Here is a 14,226-nt window from a genome sequence, read left to right on the forward strand (position 1 = left end):
GCCTTCGAGGAAGGCCTGTTTCAGGAAGTTGCTGTTGGCAACCGGCGCTTTTGCGGTCTGCTGCTGAACGGTGGCAAGGGAGGTGTCCGGTGTGATGCCGTGGGCATCGCGCAGAATACGAAGCTGCTCCAGCCAGTCCTTGGCGTCACCGTCGCAGCATTTCTCCTTGTAACGCTCATCGACGCCATACGAAGGAGTCTACCAGAAACCGGGCCGGTCACGCCCAGTGGTGCACGGTCGGCACTCCTGTTCTGGTGAGGTGAACAGGCAGGACAAGCACTTTCAGGATTGTGGGAGCCAGTGTGGGATCAAAAAAAAGCCCATCCGTAAGCTACTGAATCGGATGGGCTTTTTCGTTTTGCTGGTGGAGGCGGCGGGAATCGAACCCGCGTCCGCAAGCCCTACGCCCTTGGTACTACATGCTTAGTTCGTCTTTTAGGTTAACGCCTTGGTCTCCGACGAACAGGATACCGCAGCGCGAGCCCGATCGGTTTTAGTGGTTAAGACCCGGGCAGGTCCGCTCCACGAGCTTGTATGCGATGACCTCTGAGTAGAACCTACAAGCAAATCCCGTCAGAGGCTGACCGGTTTTTAGGCGGCCAGAGCGTAGTTGTCGTCGTTGGCAACTATAGCGTTACAGCATTTTGACGAGGTTAGCTGTATCCTCGGCATGCACCTCAGGTTTCACGACCCACGTCGAAGCCAGGTCGCCCCCTTGAAGTAATGGACAGGTTACCCGAATGGAGGTTCCTTGTCATCCGGTGTTTTTTTCAGCGTCCCTGCAGCCCCGGGTTGTCCAGCAGCTTGATCCAGTGGACCACGGGGGTGTCGGTGCCGGCCTGCAGGTGGGTCTGGCAACCAATGTTGGCGGTGGCGATGAGCTGGGGGCCATCCCGCTCCAGGTGTTCCAGCTTGCGCTGCCGCAGGGGGGCCGCCAGATCCGGCTGCAGCAGGGAGTAGGTCCCCGCCGAACCGCAGCACAGGTGACTTTCCGCCACCGGTAGCAACTGGAATCCGGCACTGTGCAGCAGGGCTTCCACCCGGCCGCCCAGCTTCAGGCCGTGCTGCAGGGAACAGGGGGGATGAAAGGCCACCGTCCGGTTGCGGCCATCCACGGCCAGACGTCGGATATCCTCCGGATTCAGAATTTCGCAAGGGTCCCGCGTCAGCTCGCTGACCCGCAGGGCCTTGTCCCTGTAGTCGGGATCTTCACGCAGCAGATGGCCGTAGTCCCTCACATGGGCGCCGCAGCCGCTGGCGGTGATCAGGATCGCTTCGGCGCCCGCTGTCAACTGAGGCCACCAGGCGTCGATATTGTGCCGGGCCCGGTCGCGGGCGGCATCCTCTGCGCTCAGATGCATGTCGATGGCGCCGCAGCATCCACCCTGGGTGGGAATCAGGCTGATGTCCAGGCGGTTGAGCAACCGGGCCAGGGCGGCGTCGATGTCCGGTTGCAGGGCCGGCTGGACGCAGCCCTGGAGCACCAGCATGCGCCGCGCATGGCGTGGGGGCGGCCAGCTACCTCGGTGGTGGCGTTCCGGGATGCGCCGACGCAGCGAGCCGGGCAATAGCGGGCGCAGGGCCTGGCCGGTACGCAGCAGGAAGTTGAACAGTATCTGGTTGGGCAGGATCTGCCGCAACAGGCGTCGTTGCAGGCGGTCGGCCCAGGGACGCGCCACCTGTCGTTCCACCTGTTCCCGTCCGATCTCCACCAGATGCCGGTAGTCCACCCCGGAGGGGCAGGTGGTCATGCAGTTGAGGCAGGTGAGGCAGCGATCCAGATGCTGCTGGGTGCGGCGACTGGGAGGCTCGCCCTCCAGGACCTGCTTGATCAGGTAAATCCTGCCGCGGGGGCCATCCAGTTCGTCGCCGCGCAGCTGGTAGGTGGGGCAGGTGGCGTTGCAGAACCCGCAATGGACGCAGCTGCGGAGGATATGATCCGCCTCGGCTCCGCGGGTGGTCTGGGCAATGGCATCCACCAGGCGGGTCTGCATGATCAGAGCTCCGGATACAGGCGGCCCGGGTTGAGGATGCCCCGGGGATCGAAGGCCGCCTTGAGGCGACGCTGCAGGGTGAGCATGGGGGCGGGGAGGGGATGGAAGGGTTCCATGCGACCGCCGGCATGCCCCCGGAAGAGAGTGGCATGTCCGCCGCGGGCTTCGGCCAGGGTGCGGATGTCCGCGGCCGGTGCTTCACTGTAAAACCAGCGCAGGGCGCCCCCCCAGTCCACCAGGCAGGCCTCGGGGAATCCGGTCATGGGGGTGCCGGGGGGAACGCTCACGCGCCACAGGGGGGCGCCTCCATGAAAGAAGGAGTGGGTCTGTTCCCGTATGCCGTGCCAGAAATCGTCGGCGCCCTCCATCACTTCCCCACCGATCAGTTCAGCGGCCTGTTCCACGCCCTGGCGGGCACCACACAGGCGGATATGGAGGGTGTCATCCACATGGCAGGCGGCGGAGAGGGGCAGGGGGCGCAAGCCCCATTCCTGCAGGGATTCCAGGGCGCGGGAGGCGCTGGCGGCCTGGATCAGGGTGAGCGTGAAGGCCGGTCGGGGCAGCACCTTGACGGAGATGTCCAGCAGGATGCCCAGGGTGCCCTGGGCCCCGGCCATCAGTCGGGACACGTCATAGCCGGCGACATTCTTCATCACTTGACCGCCGAAGCGCAGCACTTCGCCTTGCCCGTTGAGCATGCGCACCCCCAGGACGGCATCGCGCACGGCACCGGCATAGGGGCGGCGGGGGCCGGAGAGACCGGTGGCGATGGTGCCGCCGAAGGTGGCCCGGGGGCCGAAGGCCGGCGGCTCGAAGGGCAGCATCTGACCATGCCCGGCCAGGCGCGTCCGGATCTCGTCAAGGGGGGTACCGGCTCGGGCGGTGAGGACCAGTTCCCCCGGTTCATGGTCGATGATGCCGCGATGGCCGCCGATCTCCAGCGGCGCGGCATTGACCGGGCGACCGTAGAAGCCTTTGCTGCCGCCGCCGCGGATGTCCACCGGACTGCCGTCGGCATGGGCCTGGCGTAGTCGCGTCTGTAGTGCTTCAGTCTGATCCTGATCGGTCGTCATCCCCGTTTTTATCCTTTCTGCGGGCGGTGTTCAGGGTGGTCAGGTTTCGCCGCGGGTGGATCTGCAGGATGCTGAGCTTGGCGTCCCGAGATTGATGGCCGTAGGTGGCCCCCGTATCCAGATAATAGATGTTGCCGCAAAGACGTGCCTCCGGGACGGGGGTATGGCCGAAGATCACCAGGTCGATGCCCGGCACCGACGGGATCGTCTCGCCCTTGAGGAGTCGATTGATGCGTTTTCTGGACCACAGGGCGTAGTCCCGCAGCTTCTGTTCGTCTTCCAGGCGTTGGCTGAAGCGTTGCCAGGGCATGTCCGGCGGGATGTCGGCATGCACGATGCCGACCAAGCCCTGATCGGTGTCCACTTCGATGGCGAAGGGGAGTTGTTGCAGGGTCTGCTGGAAGCGCTCCTGCTGTTCCCGAGAGATGGAGACCCACCATTCGCCGCCATTGAGGCTCAGCCAACTGCAGGCCAGGTCCTTGTCGACGGCGGAATCCAGCAGCAGTTGTTCATGATTGCCCTGAACCGCGTGGAACCAGGGGGCGGCGAGGAATTCCAGGGCCCGGTGGGACTCGGGTCCGCGATCGATCAGGTCGCCCACGGAGATCATGCGGTCCCGGTCCGGCTCGAAGCGGAGATTGTCCAGGGCCTGTTCCAGGGCCGAGAACATGCCATGCAGGTCGCCCACCACGAAATCCCGGCCGCGGGTATTTTTTTCCAGTCGCAAAAAGGCGTTGCTCATGTCCTTGAAAACCCGTTCCAGTGGCCGGGCAGGCCCAACGCGGGGTTGGTGCCTCCGGGTACGCAGGTTATGATGATCAACCCTGTCCTGGCTCTCGCCAAGTTTCTTTATGCCAGATCCTTTCTCTCATAGCACGCTTCCCTGTTTTCTGGATTTCGAGGCGTCATCGCTCAGCGAACAGAGCTACCCGATCCAGGTGGCCTGGTCCGATGGCGTGGGACAGGTGGAGTGCTGGCTGATCCGTCCCGCCGAGGAGTGGAGTGACTGGTGCGAGAGGGCGGAGGAGATGCACGGCATCACCCGTGAATCCATCGAGGACGAGGGTCGGGACATCGACTGGGTATGCCGGCGCATGAATCAGGCCCTGGCCGGCAAGGTGGTCTTTACCGACGGAGTCCATCTGGACCGTTTCTGGCTGCGACGCCTGTTCGTCAGCGGCAACGCCATGCCCCGTTTTCGGCTGGGGGACCTGTTCAAGCTGCTGGAGCCCCGGTTGCCGCCCCCGGAATACCGACCGCCGGATCTGCTGCGCAACCTGATGGACAAAGCCTGGAAGCTGACACCGGGCTTTGCCCATCAGGCGGATAGCGACGTCAAATACATGCTGAATCTGTGGCGGCTGGTGCGCCATGGATCAAAATTGCCGGGAGAACCAGATGCCGGCGCCGCGACGTCCGCCGGACTCCGCCTGGAGGGTCACCCGTCCGGTGGCATCCACGAACACGTCCAGGGCGGCGGTGGCGGTTACTGACTCCTCCTCGCGCAGAGTGGCGCTGCGCCGGATGTCGCCCCGGGCGGTTTCATCGCCATCCACCCGGGCGTAGTCCACGCCCAGGCGCAGCTGCAGCGGATCGAACCGGAACGCGGATTCCAGGCCCGCTCCCCACTCATTCCAGACCAGACGGGTGCTTTGCCCGGCATCGTTCGCGTCCGCCTCGTGGTAGGTGAAACGGCCCAGGGCGCTGAGGGTGGCCGGGCCGGCCTGCAGCATTCGCCAGCGTCCCGAAGTGCCCAGATACCAGCCGGTGAGATCCATGCCGCGGGTGCTGGGGCTGCCGCTCTGGGTCAGGCTCAGATAACCGCCGTGGAGCCCCATCCAGAACCCATCCAGAAATTGTTCGTGCAGGCGCAGACCCAGCCGGTTCATGCGGGTTTCCACCGTGTCGCCCTCTATTTTCCAGTCACTGATCTGCCGCTGCAGATAGACTTCCAGTTCCGGTCCGCCGGTCTGCGCCGGTAGGCTCAGGGGCAGGGCCAGCAGGGCAATGAACAGGATCGGACGCATCGGATCACCTCGGGGTGGACATTGGGGCGGCAGGATCCCGACGGCGATGCTGCCGCCAGGCGATCAGGCCCAGCAGGGCCAGGGCGGGCAGGTAGAACCATTCGGGAGCCGGCCGGCTGGCGGGTACCATCACTTCGGTGATCTGCCAGCCGGGTTCCAGTCCCAGGCGTTCCGCCGGGCTGCCGAAGGAGACGAAACTGATACTCACTTGATCACCGAAGGCCATGATGCCCAGGCCGGCCTGGCGCAGGCGCTGGGTTGCCGGGGCCGGTTCGCCCAGCGGCAGCATCACGGCCCGGGTCACTTCCCGACCGTCCAGATCCATGCCTTCCACCCGTAGCCGCAGTTGTCCCCCGCCCGCGGTGGCCTCGGCCACCGCCTGGATCTCGGCGGCGGGCAGGTGGTCATAGCGGGGGTGGATGCGATCCATGAGCAGGTTGGGGGCGAACATCACCAGGGCCGCCGCCAGCAGGAGTACGGATTCGTGCAAGCGGCTGCGGGTCAGGAACCAGCCCTGGGTGGCGGCGGCAAACATCAGGATGCCGATGAGCGCGCCCATGAAGGTGATCAGAAGCTGCCAGAGACTGTCCACGCCGATGAGCAGGAGTTGGGTGTTGAACACGAACAAAAAGGGCAGGGTCACGGTCCGCAGGCTGTAGATGAAGGCCTGCACCCCGGTACGGATCGGGTCGGCGCGGGAGACCGCGGCGGCGGCGAAGGAGGCCAGGCCCACCGGCGGGGTGACGTCGGCCATGATGCCGAAATAGAACACGAACAGGTGGGCGGCGATCAGCGGGATCAGCAGGCCGTGCATGGAGCCCAGTTCCACGATCACCGGGGCCATCAGGGTGGCGACGATGATGTAATTGGCGGTGGTGGGCAGACCCAGGCCCAGCACCAGGCAGATGACGGCGGTGAGCAGCAGCATGAGCATCAGGTTGCCGCCGGAAAGGAATTCCACCAGGTCGGTCATGGCCAGGCCGATGCCGGTCATGGCCACGGTGCCGACGATGATCCCGGCGGCGGCGGTGGCCACACCGATGCCCACCATGTTGCGGGCGCCCTGCACCATGCCGTCGGCCAGGTCCTTGAAACCCCGCAGGAAGGCATTGTCCTGTCGGCGCCCGAACAGCACCATCAGCGGCCGCTGGGTCACCATGATGAAGATCATGAATACCACCGCCCAGAACGCCGACAGGCCGGGGGAGAGCCGTTCCACCACCAGACACCACACCAGCACCACCACCGGCAGCAGGTAGTGCAGTCCCGCCTGCAGGGTGGGTCCGGGATCCGGCAGTTCCAGATGTCCCTCGTCCACCATGGGGGGCTCCGGTACCCGGCAGGCGATCCAGAGCAGACCCAGGTAGGCGGCCATCACCAGCGTGCCGATCACCCATGTGGAAGCGTCGCCGGTCACGGTCTTGATCCAGCCCAGGCCGTAGTAGGTGACGCCGGCCAGGATGAACAGCCCCGAGACGGTCAGGCCGAAACCGAGCAGGCGGCGCTGCCAGGTGCTTTCATGGCGCCTGGGCAGTCCTTCCATGCCGGCCTTCATGGCTTCCAGGTGAACGATGTAGAACAGGGCGATGTAAGCGATCACCGCCGGCAGGAAGGCGTGCTTGACCACCTCCACGTAGGGGATGCCCACGTATTCCACCATGAGAAAGGCGGCGGCCCCCATGACCGGCGGCATGAGCTGTCCGTTGACCGAACTGCTCACTTCCACCGCCCCGGCCTTGTGGGCGGGGAAGCCCACCCGTTTCATGAGGGGCACGGTGAAGGTGCCGGTGGTGACCACGTTGGCGATGGAAGAACCGGACACCACGCCGGTCATGCCGGAGGCCACCACGGCGGCCTTGGCCGGGCCACCCCGCAGGTGGCCCAGCAGGGCGAAGGCCACGCGAATGAAATAGCCGCCGGCACCGGCTTTTTCCAGCAGGGCACCGAACAGCACAAACAGGAAGACGAAGCTGGTGGAGACCCCCAGGGCAATGCCGAAGACCCCTTCGTTGGAAAGCCATTGCTGGGACATGGCGCGGGCGAAGGACGCCCCCCGGTGGGCGATCATGTCGGGCATCCAGGGGCCGGCGAAGGTGTAGAGCAGGAATACCAGGGCAATGATCATCAGGGCCGGCCCCAGCACCCGGCGGGTGGCTTCCAGCAGCAAAGCCATGCCGCAGCCGGCGATGGCCAGGTCCAGGGGAGTGGGTGCGCCGGGGCGCTGTGCCAGTTCCTGGTGGAACAGGAACAGGTAGGCGGCGCAGAAGGCGGCGATGCCCCCCAGTAGCCAGTCGGCCACCGGCACGCGCTCGGCCGGGGCGGGGCGCAGGGACGGCCAGGCGGCCAGCAGGACGGCGCCGCCGGTGGCGGCGAAGACCCAGGCCCTGGGGATGTCCTGGATGAACTGGTACAGGGCCAGGCCGAACAGGCCGGCGGCCAGCAGCAGGAAGAAGATGCCCGCCAGGGGGCGATGCCTGGCCATGGGGCTGACGGCGGGGAAGGCGATGAAGGCGAGGAAGACGGCGAAGGCCAGGTGGATGGACCGGGCCTGGGTTTCGGAGACGACGAAAATGTCGAACCAGAAGGGCAGGGGTGAGGCGATCCAGATCTGGAACAGCGACCAGGCCAGGGCGGTGACATAGAGCAGCGCCCGGACCGGTGGTCCGGGTTTGCGACCGCCGGTTTCCACCTGACCGGCCAGGTCGATGCTGGAAGTGTCCGGGTTGTTCACGGGTATTTTGTCCGGTCAGCGCCTGAAATAGCCCCTCTCCCCTTGCGGGAGAGGGGTTGGGGTGAGGGGAGCGTCTTGGCGGGGAGAAGGGGGGATAGGGAAGGTCTCAGTCCATCAGCCCCGCTTCCCGGTAATACCGCCTGGCCCCCTCATGCAGCGGCGCCGACAGGCCTTGACTCACCATGGCCTCTTTCTCCAGTACGCCGAAGGCCGGGTGCATGCCCTTGAAGGTGTCGAAGTTTTCAAACACCGCCCGGGTCACATGATAGATGGCAGACTCCGAACTGCGGGTGGAGGAGACCAGGGTGGCGCCCACGCCGAAGGTCTCCACGTCCTCGTCCTGCCCCGGATACATCCCCGCCGGGATGGTGGCGCTGAAGTAGTAGGGGGTGTCCTCCACCAGACGATCAATCACCTCGCCACTGACCGGCACCAGGCGGGCGTTGCAGGTGACGATGGGCTCCTGGATGGCCGCCGACGGGTGACCCACCGTGAACAGCACCACGTCGATCCGGTTGTCGCACAAGGCCTGTCCCTGCTCCCGGGACGGCAGTTCCGAGGCGAGGGCGAAATCCTGCATCGTCCAGCCGTAATGCTGCATCAGCATTTCCACCGTGCCCCGCTGCCCGGACCCCGGATTACCCACATTGACCCGCTTGCCCTTGATGTCTTCGAAATGCCGGATATCGCTGTCCGCCCGCACCAGCACCGTGAATGGCTCCGGGTGCAGGGACATGACGGCCCGCAGGCTCTCGTCCGGCCCGGCTTCCTCGAAACGCTCGGAACCATGATAGGCATGGTACTGCCAGTCCGACTGCACCACCCCAAGGTCCATCTCGCCGGCACGGATGGAGTTGAGGTTGAACACCGAACCACCAGTGCTCTGGGCTCGGCAGCGCAGGCCATGGCTGTCCTGGTCCCGGTTGACCAGCCGGCAGATGTGCTGGCCGGTGGGATAATAGACACCGGTGACGCCGCCGGTGCCGATGGTGATGAAACGCTGGTCGGCCGCGGCGGGCAGGGCCGCGAGGCCGGCCAGTACCGCGGTCAAGGCCATTCCTGTCATGTGCTTGCGCATGGGTTTTTCTCCTGAAGGCAGCTGTGAACCTGACTCCTGTTCATGGGTTTTTTGCGTGCGTGGAAAGGCAAAATCCAGTAACATTCAAGCCTTTTTCGAACGCCTGATCAATCGCTTTGCGGGGAGTAACCCGAAATGTTTTCCAGCAACATGAGTATCGCCGGCTATGACGATGAGCTTTGGCAGGCCATCGAGTCCGAGTCCCGTCGTCAGGAAGAGCATATCGAGCTGATCGCCTCGGAGAACTATGCCAGCCCCCGGGTGATGCAGGCCCAGGGCTCGGTACTCACCAACAAGTATGCCGAAGGATACCCCGGCAAGCGCTACTATGGTGGCTGTGAATACGTGGATACGGCCGAACAGCTGGCCATCGACCGCGCCAAGACCCTGTTCGGTGCCGACTACGTCAACGTCCAGCCCCATTCCGGCTCCCAGGCCAATGCCGCCGTCTACATGGCCCTGCTCAACCCCGGTGATACGGTGCTGGGCATGAGCCTGGCCCATGGCGGCCATCTTACCCACGGCGCCAAGGTCAACTTCTCCGGCAAGATCTACCATTCGGTGCTCTACGGCATCGACGATCAGGGCTACATCGACTACGACCAGGTGGAAGCCCTGGCGGTGGAACACAAGCCGAAGATGATCGTGGCCGGTTTCTCCGCCTATTCCCGGGTGGTGGACTGGCAACGCTTCCGTGACATCGCCGACACCGTGGGTGCCTACCTGATGGTGGACATGGCCCACGTGGCCGGTCTGGTGGCCGGCGGGGTCTATCCCAATCCGGTGCAGATCGCCGATGTGACCACTTCCACCACCCACAAGACCCTGCGCGGTCCCCGCGGCGGCATCATCCTGGCCCGGAGCAATCCGGAGCTGGAAAAGAAATTCAATTCCCTGGTCTTCCCCGGCACTCAGGGTGGTCCGCTGATGCACGCCATCGCCGGCAAGGCCGTGGCCTTCAAGGAAGCCCTGGAGCCCGGCTTCAAGGCCTATCAGCAGCAGGTGGTGGCCAATGCCCGCGTGATGGCGGCCGAGCTCATGGCCCGGGGCTACAAGGTGGTTTCCGGCGGTACCGACAACCACCTGTTCCTGGTGGACCTGATCGACAAGGGCATGACCGGCAAGGACGCGGACGCGGCACTGGGTCGGGCCAACATCACCGTGAACAAGAACTCGGTGCCCAACGATCCCCAGTCCCCCTTCGTCACCAGCGGTCTGCGCATCGGCACCCCGGCCATCACCACCCGCGGCTTCAAGGAGGCCGAGTGCAAGGCGCTGGCCCAGTGGATCTGCGACGTGCTGGACGATCTGGACAACCAGGCCGTGATCGACCAGGTCAAGGCCCGGGTGCTGGATGTCTGCGCCCGTTTCCCGGTGTATGGTCGCTGAGGCCGCATCGGGGCAGCCCGGGATGATGTCACCATGAAATGCCCTTTCTGCGGCGCCCCCGATACCCGCGTGGTGGATTCCCGCCTCGCGGGCGAGGGGGATCAGGTCCGGCGGCGCCGGGAGTGCGTCTCCTGCGGCGAACGCTTCACCACCTTCGAAGGGGCGGAGCTGAATTTGCCGCGGGTGATCAAGCGCGACGGTAGCCGAGAGCCCTTTGCCGAAGCCAAGTTGCGGGCGGGCATGATGCATGCGCTGGAAAAGCGCCCGGTGGCCACGGACCAGATCGAGGCCGCGGTGGCACGGATCAAGCATCAGGCCCTGAGTCAGGGGGAGCGGGAGATTCCGGCCAAGCGTATCGGCGACTGGGTGATGGAAGCCCTCAAGGAACTGGACCAGGTGGCCTACATCCGTTTTGCCTCGGTCTATCTGAGTTTTGCCGATGTCCAGGCGTTCCGCGAGATGGTGGAGCGCCTGGAGCGGGAACCGCCACCGGACGGCGGTGGTTCGACCGCCTGACCGATGGTCATGGCGCCGTTTACCAGCCGGGATCATCGGCTCATGGGGCGGGCCCTGCAACTGGCTCGCCGCGGGCTTTACACCACCGATCCCAATCCCCGGGTGGGGTGTGTGGTGGCCCGGGATGGTCATGTGCTGGGGGAGGGCTTTCATGTGCGGGCCGGCGAACCCCATGCGGAGGTCCTGGCCCTGGCCCATGCCGGCGAGGCGGCCCGGGGCGCCACGGCCTATGTGACCCTGGAACCTTGCAGCCATCATGGCCGAACCCCGCCGTGTGTGGATGCTTTGCTCCGGGCCGGCGTGGGGCGGGTGGTGGCGGCTATGACCGACCCCAACCCCCTGGTGGCCGGTCGGGGACTGGAACGGCTGCGGGAGGCGGGCGTGGCGGTGGCCGTGGGCCTGATGGAATCGGAGGCACGCGCCCTCAACCCCGGCTTCGTCAGCCGGATGGAGCGGGGGCGACCCTGGGTCCGGGTCAAGCTGGCGGCCAGTCTGGACGGTCGTACCGCCATGGCCTCCGGCGAGAGCCGCTGGATCACCGGCGAGGCGGCGCGGCGGGATGTACAGTTTCTGCGGGCCCGTGCCTCCGCCATCCTGACCGGGATGGGTACGGTACGGGCCGATGATCCCCGCCTGGATGTCCGCCTGTCGGCCGAGGCCCTGGACGTGGACGGACCGGTGCGCCAGCCCTTGCGGGTGGTGCTGGACCGGGAGGGCCGGCTGACCGCCGCCGCCCGCCTGTTTCAGACCGAGGGTCCGGTGCTGGTCTTGACCGACCCCGAGGCGCTGGCCCGTCAAACCCGGGATCTGGCCGATGTCAACGCCCGGGTCGAGGCCGTGACCGTCTCCCGGGGGCACCTGGATCTGCCCGCCGTGATGAACGTGCTGGCCCGGCATCAGGTCAATGAACTGCATGTGGAGGCCGGGCCGGTCTTGTGCGGTGCCCTGCTCGGGGCCGGTCTGGTGGATGAACTGGTGATCTACCTGGCACCCCATCTGATGGGCGCCACGGCACGGGGGCTGTTCGACCTGCCCCTGGGGCGAATGGCGGATCGCGTGGCACTGGACGTCAGCGACATGCGGGCCGTGGGCAGGGACTGGCGAATCACGGCCCGTGTCGTCGGTCCGGGCGCGGGGGACGAGGGTCGCTGATCGACCCACCCCGGCGCAATCGACAATCATCAACCCGAGATCCCGACATGTTCACAGGTATCATTCAGGCCGTCGGCACCCTGTCCGCTGTTGAGGCCCGGGGCGGAGACAGCCGCCTGACCCTGGGTACCGGCAAGTTGGACCTGTCCGATGTGAGACTGGGCGACAGCATTGCCGTCAACGGTGTGTGTCTGACCGCCGTGGCCCTGCCCGGCGACGGCTTCGTCGCCGACGTCTCCCGCGAGACCCTGTCCAGAACCTCTCTGGGGAATCTCTCGCACGGTGACCCGGTGAACCTGGAGAAGGCGCTGACTCTGTCCACGCCCCTGGGCGGCCATCTGGTCAGCGGCCATGTGGATGGCCTGGGCCGGATTACCGCCATCGAGCCCGATGGCCGCTCCTGGCGCTATCATGTGCAGGTGCCGGACGAACTGGCCCGTTACATCGCGCCCAAGGGATCGGTGTGCATCGACGGCACCAGCCTGACCGTGAATACGGTGGATGGGGCACGGTTCAGCGTCAATATCGTCCCCCACACCCAGCAGGAGACCATCATCCGGACCTATCGGGTGGGTACCGGGGTGAACATCGAGGTGGACGTGATTGCCCGTTACCTGGAGCGTCTGCTGCTGGGAGACGGGGCCGCCCGCTCCGGCAGTGCCATCAGCGAGGCCTTTCTGGCCGAGCACGGCTTTCTGAAATAAGCTCGGTGCCTGTGCACGATGTGATCTCGAATCAGGGGGGGATGACCCATGATGGAATGGCTGGATGATACCCTGCTGCAGGCGGGGAACTGGGTGCGTGGCCATGTGGGCCAGATTGCACTGGCCTTCGTGGCCACGGTGCTGGTGATCTACGGCAACGATATCAATCGCGTGGTGAAGATGATCCTGCGCGCCTATCATCGTCTGGTCCGTCTGCTGGGCTTCGTCCTCATGTGTGCCTTCGGCTACGGCGCCCTGACCGTCTTCCTCACCCCCATGCTGGCCGATGCCATGCTCATGGTGGACACCCGATGGCTGGCCCCCATGGTGGTGGGTGCCTTCCTATTGCTGGGCTTTCTGGCCGAGCGCAAGCATCAGATGTGATCCGACCCGGTCGGATTTCCACTCCAAACCCCAGCCGGCGATTGCCCATGTCATTCAATACCACGGAAGAAATCATCGAAGACCTGCGTCAGGGTCGGATGGTGATCATCGTCGATGACGAGGACCGGGAAAACGAGGGCGATCTGCTCATGATCGCCTCCCTGACCCGGCCCGAAGACATCAATTTCATGGCCCGCTTCGGGCGTGGCCTTATCTGCTTGACCCTGACCCGGGAACGCTGTCGTCAGCTCAAGCTGCCGCTGATGGTGGGGGATACCAACGACAAGCATGCCACCAACTTCACCGTCTCCATCGAGGCGGCGGAAGGGGTGACCACCGGGATTTCCGCCTACGATCGCGCCCATACGGTGCGTACCGCGGTGGCGCCCAATGCGCGCCCCGAGGACCTGGTCCAGCCCGGACACATCTTTCCCCTCATGGCGCAGCCGGGTGGGGTGCTGGTGCGGGCCGGACATACCGAGGCCGGCTGTGACTATGCCCGCCTGGCGGGGTTCGAGCCGGCGGCGGTGATCGTCGAGATCCTCAACGAGGACGGCTCCATGGCCCGGCGCCCGGACCTGGAGCGCTTTGCCGCCGAGCATGACCTGAAGATGGGGACCATCGAGGACCTGATCCGTTACCGCATCGAGAACGAGCGCAGCGTGGAGCGGGTGGCGGAAAGCCCGTTTCCCACCGAGTTCGGCGAGTTTCGCCTCATCGCCTATGAGGATACGGTGGACAAGGCCCTGCACTTTGCCCTGGTCAAGGGCGAGGTGGACGGTGAGACACCCACCCTGGTGCGTGTCCATCTGGGAGGTGGCCTGTGCGATACCCTGGCCTATCGCGGCCCCAACTGCGGCTGGCCGTTGCGGGCGGCGCTGGCTCGCATCGAGGCGGAAGGGGCCGGGGTGGCGGTGGTCATTCACAAGCCGGAAAGTCCCCGGGAAATGGTCCGTCGCCTGCGGGAGATGGCCCTGCGCAGCCGCCAGCCCAGCCCGCCGGTCCAGGATGAGCAGGAACCGGCCGAGCTGCGCACCCACGGCATCGGCGCCCAGATTCTCAAGGACCTGGGCATCAGCAAGATGCGCCTGCTGTCCTCCCCCAAACGCTTCCATGGGCTCGGTGGTTTCGGGCTCGAAGTGGTCGAATACGTCAACGACTAAGTCAAGAGTGATCCC

At 65.4% G+C, this 14,226-nt stretch carries 13 protein-coding genes and 1 other RNA gene; 7 read left to right on the forward strand and 7 right to left on the reverse strand.

Annotated features, from left to right (window positions below):
* Positions 1-362: 362 nt before the first annotated feature.
* The 4 genes from ssrA to ACLF6L_RS04470 all read right to left on the reverse strand — a co-directional run bounded on the left by ssrA (position 363) and on the right by ACLF6L_RS04470 (position 3,809).
* Positions 363-715, reverse strand: a transfer-messenger RNA (tmRNA) gene (gene ssrA, locus ACLF6L_RS04455).
* Between the two features lie 55 nt (positions 716-770).
* A complete protein-coding gene (gene glcF / locus ACLF6L_RS04460; protein ID WP_412852456.1) occupies positions 771-1,994 on the reverse strand; it encodes a glycolate oxidase subunit GlcF in 1,224 nt (407 codons plus the stop codon).
* 2 nt (positions 1,995-1,996) lie between these two features.
* Entirely contained in the window at positions 1,997-3,067 is a 1,071-nt protein-coding gene (gene glcE, locus ACLF6L_RS04465; protein WP_412852457.1) for a glycolate oxidase subunit GlcE, read from the reverse strand.
* Entirely contained in the window at positions 3,042-3,809 is a 768-nt protein-coding gene (locus ACLF6L_RS04470; protein ID WP_238617552.1) for a metallophosphoesterase, read from the reverse strand. Before ACLF6L_RS04470 ends, glcE begins: the two co-directional genes overlap by 26 nt.
* A gap of 109 nt (positions 3,810-3,918) precedes the next feature.
* Here ACLF6L_RS04470 and ACLF6L_RS04475 point away from each other — a divergent pair, with 109 nt between their 5' ends.
* On the forward strand, positions 3,919-4,560 hold the full coding sequence (locus ACLF6L_RS04475) for a hypothetical protein (RefSeq protein WP_210386893.1): 642 nt from the start codon (positions 3,919-3,921) through the stop codon (positions 4,558-4,560).
* Here the strand turns inward: ACLF6L_RS04475 and ACLF6L_RS04480 are convergent.
* The 3 genes from ACLF6L_RS04480 to ACLF6L_RS04490 all read right to left on the reverse strand — a co-directional run bounded on the left by ACLF6L_RS04480 (position 4,444) and on the right by ACLF6L_RS04490 (position 8,903).
* Positions 4,444-5,094 carry a hypothetical protein gene (locus ACLF6L_RS04480; RefSeq protein ID WP_412852458.1) on the reverse strand — a complete coding sequence of 217 codons (651 nt, stop codon included), beginning with the start codon at positions 5,092-5,094 and terminating at the stop codon, positions 4,444-4,446. The genes ACLF6L_RS04475 and ACLF6L_RS04480 overlap by 117 nt on opposite strands.
* Positions 5,095-5,098: 4 nt before the next feature.
* Positions 5,099-7,825 (reverse strand): TRAP transporter permease, encoded by a 2,727-nt coding sequence (locus ACLF6L_RS04485; RefSeq protein ID WP_412852459.1) that lies wholly within the window; start codon positions 7,823-7,825, stop codon positions 5,099-5,101.
* 106 nt (positions 7,826-7,931) lie between these two features.
* Positions 7,932-8,903 (reverse strand): TAXI family TRAP transporter solute-binding subunit, encoded by a 972-nt coding sequence (locus ACLF6L_RS04490; RefSeq protein ID WP_238617549.1) that lies wholly within the window; start codon positions 8,901-8,903, stop codon positions 7,932-7,934.
* 135 nt (positions 8,904-9,038) lie between these two features.
* Here ACLF6L_RS04490 and glyA point away from each other — a divergent pair, with 135 nt between their 5' ends.
* The 6 genes from glyA to ribBA are packed head-to-tail and all read left to right on the forward strand — an operon-like array spanning position 9,039 to position 14,211.
* A complete protein-coding gene (glyA, locus tag ACLF6L_RS04495; protein WP_412852460.1) occupies positions 9,039-10,292 on the forward strand; it encodes a serine hydroxymethyltransferase in 1,254 nt (417 codons plus the stop codon).
* A gap of 33 nt (positions 10,293-10,325) precedes the next feature.
* Entirely contained in the window at positions 10,326-10,808 is a 483-nt protein-coding gene (nrdR, locus tag ACLF6L_RS04500) for a transcriptional regulator NrdR (protein ID WP_238617547.1), read from the forward strand.
* Between the two features lie 9 nt (positions 10,809-10,817).
* The gene (gene ribD, locus ACLF6L_RS04505; protein ID WP_412852461.1) at positions 10,818-11,960 is read left to right on the forward strand and encodes a bifunctional diaminohydroxyphosphoribosylaminopyrimidine deaminase/5-amino-6-(5-phosphoribosylamino)uracil reductase RibD; all 1,143 of its coding nucleotides are present in this window, start codon (positions 10,818-10,820) and stop codon (positions 11,958-11,960) included.
* Positions 11,961-12,007: 47 nt separating this feature from the next.
* Positions 12,008-12,664, forward strand: coding sequence for a riboflavin synthase (locus ACLF6L_RS04510; RefSeq protein ID WP_412852462.1), 657 nt, complete (start codon positions 12,008-12,010; stop codon positions 12,662-12,664).
* Between the two features lie 48 nt (positions 12,665-12,712).
* Complete coding sequence (locus ACLF6L_RS04515) at positions 12,713-13,048, forward strand: DUF3392 domain-containing protein (protein ID WP_238617544.1); 336 nt, start codon at positions 12,713-12,715, stop codon at positions 13,046-13,048.
* Between the two features lie 47 nt (positions 13,049-13,095).
* Positions 13,096-14,211: a bifunctional 3,4-dihydroxy-2-butanone-4-phosphate synthase/GTP cyclohydrolase II gene (gene ribBA / locus ACLF6L_RS04520; protein WP_238617543.1), complete on the forward strand. Its 1,116-nt coding sequence runs from the start codon at positions 13,096-13,098 to the stop codon at positions 14,209-14,211.
* The last annotated feature ends 15 nt before the right edge of the window (positions 14,212-14,226 follow it).

Source organism: Ectothiorhodospira shaposhnikovii, from assembly GCF_047222355.1.
In the GTDB taxonomy this organism is placed as follows: Bacteria; Pseudomonadota; Gammaproteobacteria; order Ectothiorhodospirales; family Ectothiorhodospiraceae; genus Ectothiorhodospira.

Coding starts and splice junctions, on each gene's coding strand:
- ACLF6L_RS04510 (WP_412852462.1), top strand. CDS start 12,008: ATGTTCACAGGTATCATTCAGGCCGTCGGCACCCTGTCCGCTGTTGAG.
- ACLF6L_RS04470 (WP_238617552.1), bottom strand. CDS start 3,809: ATGAGCAACGCCTTTTTGCGACTGGAAAAAAATACCCGCGGCCGGGAT.
- ACLF6L_RS04475 (WP_210386893.1), top strand. CDS start 3,919: ATGCCAGATCCTTTCTCTCATAGCACGCTTCCCTGTTTTCTGGATTTC.
- glcF (WP_412852456.1), bottom strand. CDS start 1,994: ATGCAGACCCGCCTGGTGGATGCCATTGCCCAGACCACCCGCGGAGCC.
- glcE (WP_412852457.1), bottom strand. CDS start 3,067: ATGACGACCGATCAGGATCAGACTGAAGCACTACAGACGCGACTACGC.
- ribD (WP_412852461.1), top strand. CDS start 10,818: ATGGCGCCGTTTACCAGCCGGGATCATCGGCTCATGGGGCGGGCCCTG.
- ACLF6L_RS04490 (WP_238617549.1), bottom strand. CDS start 8,903: ATGCGCAAGCACATGACAGGAATGGCCTTGACCGCGGTACTGGCCGGC.
- ribBA (WP_238617543.1), top strand. CDS start 13,096: ATGTCATTCAATACCACGGAAGAAATCATCGAAGACCTGCGTCAGGGT.
- glyA (WP_412852460.1), top strand. CDS start 9,039: ATGTTTTCCAGCAACATGAGTATCGCCGGCTATGACGATGAGCTTTGG.
- nrdR (WP_238617547.1), top strand. CDS start 10,326: ATGAAATGCCCTTTCTGCGGCGCCCCCGATACCCGCGTGGTGGATTCC.
- ACLF6L_RS04480 (WP_412852458.1), bottom strand. CDS start 5,094: ATGCGTCCGATCCTGTTCATTGCCCTGCTGGCCCTGCCCCTGAGCCTA.
- ACLF6L_RS04515 (WP_238617544.1), top strand. CDS start 12,713: ATGATGGAATGGCTGGATGATACCCTGCTGCAGGCGGGGAACTGGGTG.